Source organism: Blautia sp. DFI.6.71 (assembly GCF_020593585.1).
Lineage (GTDB): Bacteria > Bacillota > Clostridia > Lachnospirales > Lachnospiraceae > Blautia_A > Blautia_A wexlerae.
This window is the reverse complement of sequence record NZ_JAJDMJ010000101.1, coordinates 1-3716: the sequence shown is the minus strand read 5'-3', so window position 1 is coordinate 3716 and position 3716 is coordinate 1. Positions and strand designations below refer to the sequence as shown.

7 protein-coding genes are annotated in these 3716 nt (G+C 38.2%); 6 read left to right on the top strand and 1 reads right to left on the bottom strand.

The genetic code is table 11. From position 1 onward, the window contains the following. Nucleotides 1–229 precede the first annotated feature (229 nt). Genes LJE12_RS19305 through LJE12_RS19295 form a run of 3 tightly spaced genes read left to right on the top strand, consistent with a single transcriptional unit; the run spans nt 230 to nt 1045 of the window. Nucleotides 230–367 carry a hypothetical protein gene (locus tag LJE12_RS19305; protein WP_227227149.1) on the top strand — a complete coding sequence of 46 codons (138 nt, stop codon included), beginning with the start codon at nt 230–232 and terminating at the stop codon, nt 365–367. A gap of 24 nt (nt 368–391) precedes the next feature. Then, the gene (locus LJE12_RS19300) at nt 392–607 is read left to right on the top strand and encodes a hypothetical protein (RefSeq protein ID WP_055059027.1); all 216 of its coding nucleotides are present in this window, start codon (nt 392–394) and stop codon (nt 605–607) included. Nucleotides 608–628: 21 nt separating this feature from the next. Then, nucleotides 629–1045: a hypothetical protein gene (locus LJE12_RS19295; RefSeq protein ID WP_055059026.1), complete on the top strand. Its 417-nt coding sequence runs from the start codon at nt 629–631 to the stop codon at nt 1043–1045. Nucleotides 1046–1095: 50 nt separating this feature from the next. Here LJE12_RS19295 and LJE12_RS19290 read toward each other — a convergent pair whose 3' ends face one another. Then, nucleotides 1096–1611, bottom strand: a complete 516-nt coding sequence (locus tag LJE12_RS19290) for a helix-turn-helix domain-containing protein (RefSeq protein ID WP_055059025.1) — start codon at nt 1609–1611, stop codon at nt 1096–1098. Between the two features lie 486 nt (nt 1612–2097). Between LJE12_RS19290 and LJE12_RS19285 the strand changes: the two genes are divergently transcribed. The 3 genes from LJE12_RS19285 to LJE12_RS19275 all read left to right on the top strand — a co-directional run bounded on the left by LJE12_RS19285 (nt 2098) and on the right by LJE12_RS19275 (nt 3564). Beyond that, the gene (locus LJE12_RS19285) at nt 2098–2307 is read left to right on the top strand and encodes a hypothetical protein (protein ID WP_055059024.1); all 210 of its coding nucleotides are present in this window, start codon (nt 2098–2100) and stop codon (nt 2305–2307) included. A gap of 49 nt (nt 2308–2356) precedes the next feature. Further along, nucleotides 2357–2575 (top strand): hypothetical protein, encoded by a 219-nt coding sequence (locus LJE12_RS19280; RefSeq protein ID WP_055054355.1) that lies wholly within the window; start codon nt 2357–2359, stop codon nt 2573–2575. A gap of 341 nt (nt 2576–2916) precedes the next feature. After that, a complete protein-coding gene (locus LJE12_RS19275; protein WP_055054354.1) occupies nt 2917–3564 on the top strand; it encodes a flavodoxin family protein in 648 nt (215 codons plus the stop codon). Nucleotides 3565–3716: the final 152 nt, after the last annotated feature.

The window sequence follows — 3716 nt, the reverse complement described above, 5'->3', positions numbered from 1 at the left end:
CCATATCTGGCATGGGAAATGCGCATAACTGCGTACCTAAGTTACAGGCGTATCCGCCGATATTCAGTCGGACGCCTAAAGCGTCTGGAAGCACGTGACTTCAGTCATGTGACGTTCACATTCGAGAAATATAAAGGTTCAATTCTTCATAATGGGTGTTTATTATGAAAAAATATTTTGCTATACTGACAATGTCAACAGTAAAGAAGAATATAAACGAGGTGATCAGATGGAAGTAGCACAGAGAATTCGATTGATCCGAATAATAGAAAAAATGGAGAAAAATCCGGAATTCAGTAATAAGTTTGGAATGAAGAACACATCTGAATATTTAGCAGAAAAAGAACCAAAAAAAGGCATTTATTAGAATAAGTTTCAGGAGGGGTAAAAAATGTTATCATTATTGTTTACAATTTGTATGATCTGGTTTGTAGGAAAATTTTTTGTTTTTGGGTTAAGAGCATCCTGGGGAATTATGAAATTACTTTGCACAGTTATTTTCTTCCCGGTGATATTGATCGGTATGGTTTTGGGTGGACTGATGTATATTGCTTTTCCATTGTTGATTGTCGGTGGCATTATAGCATTGGCAACCTCACATTCATAATGGATCAGGAGGAGAAGACGAATGGGGTATGATATTGAGAAAGAAAAGAGAGAAGCTATTGAAGCCGGCCGAAGAGCACTGAATAGTCTTCGTACGGCAAAAGAAAATCTGAACAGTGCAAAGAACTGGGGTCTGGTAGATATGTTTGGCGGTGGATTTTTTACTACAATGCTAAAACATTCCAAAATGGACCAGGCGAAACGGAATATGGAACAGGCAAAGTATGATCTACGTAGTTTCAGCAGAGAATTAAATGATGTAAATATGGCATGTAACTTAAATATCAATACTGGAGATTTTCTTTCATTTGCGGATTATTTTTTTGATGGATTTGTTGTGGACTGGGTGGTCCAGGATCGGATCAATAATGCAAAAAGACAGGTAGAAGAAGCAATTCGAAGAACCGAAAGCATAGTCAGTCAATTACAGCGTATGTAAGGTAAAGGCAATGAATCAGAAATGGTTCATTGCCTTTCGTGCAGTATGGATTATTTTAATTTTGCTTTTTCGGCATTTAAGAGTTCAAGATTGAGCCCCTGCTCCCCGGCTGTTTTATCTACCCAAAGATTCAAAGAGTCTATAGCTAAAGAAATTTCATCAAGTTTTTTACTGATATAAGCAAAATCCTTCATTTCATCATCGCTGATTTTACCGTCACGTGCAATTTGGATCAGGCGACCGGTAAGAGGATTGATTTCATTTAAGCTGGCAATTGTCTCCAAAATGATATTTGATAAATTAGTCACTTCTATTTCAGGAACATAACGTTGACCTATTTCGCATTTGTGAGAGCAGTAATAATTGCAAAGATCTGGTCTTTTATAGGCATCTGCCATCTGGAGGATATCATAAGGCGTTGGTTCTTGTGTTTCATATTCGAATTTTTCAATTTTTGAATCAGAGACAGCAGTCATTTTTTCACTGGCCTCTGCTCTTGTAAGTCCTGCCGATTCTCGGCAAAGCTGGTAAATAGTTTTGTTTTCCCTGGTGGATTGTTTACCCATGAGAATTCCTCCCTCGTATATCGCCAGGCATGAGGATTACCTGTCTTCCAGGCCTCATGCTGCGCAGTTATTTCATAATATATTTTATTATACTTGATTTGTAAGCTAACAACAAGTAATTGATGGTATAATGTCCATAGGCGTTACTGTTCACTGGTAATATCCCGCGAGGTGTTTTTTGTGAGCGAAGGTCACAGAAAACCCGAGACATACTGCGCGAATTTATGCGATTAGCATAAATTCTGTGCATCGCGAAGCGTGTTGCTGGGAACGGAGTGAACAGTAACCCATAGGCAAGTGAATGTCGCCTGTTATGCGATTTCAAAAAGAGAAAAGAGTGTTATTCTAAGATATAAGAATAAAGAATCAGGAGGAGAATGATATGAGTAAAAAGGATATAGCAAACCAGGATTATTTGGCTGCATAAACCATTATGATGCAAATGGAAAGAAGGCAGGTGAGAGTCGACTGGGATTTTTTGGCAGTATGAATGATTATGATGCTAATGGTAATAAAATCGGACATAGTTCTCCGTCTTTTTTTGAAGGCATGAATCACTACGATAATAATGGTCACAAAGTAGGCGAGAGCCGTCCTGGATTTTTTGGCAGCATGAAGCATTATGATAATAAGGGGAATAAGCAGGGACATAGTGAGCCAGGATTGTTTGGTGGATATAATCATTACGATGAATAAGAACTGTAAAGGCGGTACAGATATGGCACAGCAGAAAGAAGGCGATAGTATGGGATTGTTCAAAAAGAAAAACGTTAAAAAATCTTATGATAGAGAATGTATGAAACCAGTAATTCGTGCAAGTATTTGCACAGGTGAGCAGGTGGCAGGATTCAAAGATATGCAGACTGGAAAACTGGAAGAAATCATGCTGATCAAGTCTCCCAAGGATTTAGATGACTTTAAAAATATGTTTGGGATAACAGAAGAAATCGAGAAAGAATACTGAATGAGGATAAATATGCAGAGGGCGGATAAAAACTATAAGGATTTAAAACAAAAACAGAAAAGTGTAATAGCCGATAAAACATACAGTATGTATTCAGATTTTTCTTTATTGCAGGTTACACTTCCGGAGGCACACCATATGGTGTCACCTGGGAAGAAATGGGGATGAAACCATGGGAAGATTTGGAAGAAAATGAGTAAACAGATAAGCGTAAAAAATCTGGAACTGTATCAAAAAAACAGCAAGACGTACGCTTATGTCCATGCGGTATAACAGGATTATATCCTATGGACGTGGTGCTTTGCCAAAACTGATAGAAAAATCAACGGAGGTTAAATTCAATGAAAGTAATGCTTGTTAACGGAAGCAGTCATCTGCATGGAACAACAATGACAGCTTTGGAAGAAATGATAAAGGTATTTCATTCAGAAGAAGTAGAGACAGAGGTTGTTCAGCTTGGAGGAAAGCCGATAGCAGATTGTCTTCAATGTAATGTCTGTCAAAAAACAGGAAAATGCGTGATTAAAGATGATGGTGTGAATGAATTTGTTGAAAAGGCTAAAACAGCAGATGGCTTTGTATTTGCAACACCAGTATATTTTGCACATCCAAGTGGACGTATTTATGATTTTTTGGACAGAGTTTTTTACAGTGCCGGAGGTTATGACGCCTTCAAATTTAAACCGGGTGCTGCTGTTGCAGTAGCAAGAAGAGGAGGAACCACGGCAGCTCTTGATGGGATCAATAAATATTTTGGGATTGCACAGATGCCAGTCGCCGGTTCTACCTATTGGAACATGGTACATGGTCTTTACGGAGAAGAAGCTTCTCAGGATGAAGAAGGTATGCAGACCATGCGGAATCTTGCACGAAACATGATATGGATGATGCGTTGTTTTAAACTTGGAAGAGAGAGCGGTATTTTGTATCCGGAAACAGAAACTGATGCTTGTACCAATTTTATTAAACGAAGTGATACGTTACGTTAAGCCGATGGCTTTAACATAATATATAGCAAGAATTCTCCTTCCTCTATAGGTGGGAGATGAATTGCAAAAAAACAGAAAAGAACACTTGTTCTGCAATGCGATTCATGGTATAATAGAATCAGTCGATAAGGTAAAAGATCAAAAAAGGACTG

Coding starts and splice junctions, on each gene's coding strand:
- LJE12_RS19305 (WP_227227149.1), top strand. CDS start 230: ATGGAAGTAGCACAGAGAATTCGATTGATCCGAATAATAGAAAAAATG.
- LJE12_RS19300 (WP_055059027.1), top strand. CDS start 392: ATGTTATCATTATTGTTTACAATTTGTATGATCTGGTTTGTAGGAAAA.
- LJE12_RS19295 (WP_055059026.1), top strand. CDS start 629: ATGGGGTATGATATTGAGAAAGAAAAGAGAGAAGCTATTGAAGCCGGC.
- LJE12_RS19290 (WP_055059025.1), bottom strand. CDS start 1,611: ATGGGTAAACAATCCACCAGGGAAAACAAAACTATTTACCAGCTTTGC.
- LJE12_RS19285 (WP_055059024.1), top strand. CDS start 2,098: ATGAATGATTATGATGCTAATGGTAATAAAATCGGACATAGTTCTCCG.
- LJE12_RS19280 (WP_055054355.1), top strand. CDS start 2,357: ATGGGATTGTTCAAAAAGAAAAACGTTAAAAAATCTTATGATAGAGAA.
- LJE12_RS19275 (WP_055054354.1), top strand. CDS start 2,917: ATGAAAGTAATGCTTGTTAACGGAAGCAGTCATCTGCATGGAACAACA.